This window comes from Protofrankia sp. CiP1_Cm_nod4, from assembly GCF_982290645.1.
Window position 1 is genome coordinate 41,744 of record NZ_CEVIVC010000033.1, and the last position, 605, is coordinate 42,348.

General features: G+C 70.4%; 1 protein-coding gene. It reads left to right on the forward strand.

Annotated features, from left to right (window positions below):
- A partial coding sequence (locus AC5LSR_RS08980) for a DUF305 domain-containing protein (RefSeq protein ID WP_493464575.1) occupies window positions 1–284 on the forward strand: 284 nt, incomplete at its 5' end.
- Between the last annotated feature and the right edge of the window lie 321 nt (window positions 285–605).

The window sequence follows — 605 nt, forward strand, 5'->3', positions numbered from 1 at the left end:
CCCCGTCCGGCACGGCTCCCGGTGGCTCGTCGCGGATGCCGGGGATGGCCACCGACGCCGAACTGGCCCAGCTGTCCACGGCGCGGGGCCGGGAGCTGGACGTCCTCTTCCTCACGCTCATGATCCGCCATCACCGGGGTGGGATCACGATGGCTCAGCACGCGGCGGCCCACGCGCGGGAGACGGACGTCCGGGCGCTGGCCCGGGTGATGGTCATCAACCAGGCCGTCGAGATCGACCAGATGCAGGCCGACCTGCGCGCGCTCGGCTCTCCCCCGGCCTGACCTCGCCCGCCGGACGACCGGGCCGGCGCCACCCGGCCGTCCGGCGGAGTCCCCTGGTGGAGCCCTCCGGTGGTGCCGGCCCGCGGGAGGGCACATCGCGGTGACGGTGGTGGGCAGCTGCCAACGGGATTCGGGGCCGGGCCGACAGGTCCGTGTCGCCAGGCTGACAGCATGCCGAGCCGAATCATATTCATGATTTTTTTATGTTGCTCGTGCAACATCCGACCCATGCGACCGGTAGCGCACGTGGACGCCTCGTGCCAGACGTCACAAACCGGCCACAATCCACCACAGGGCTATCAGCAGCCACGGAGCACAAGC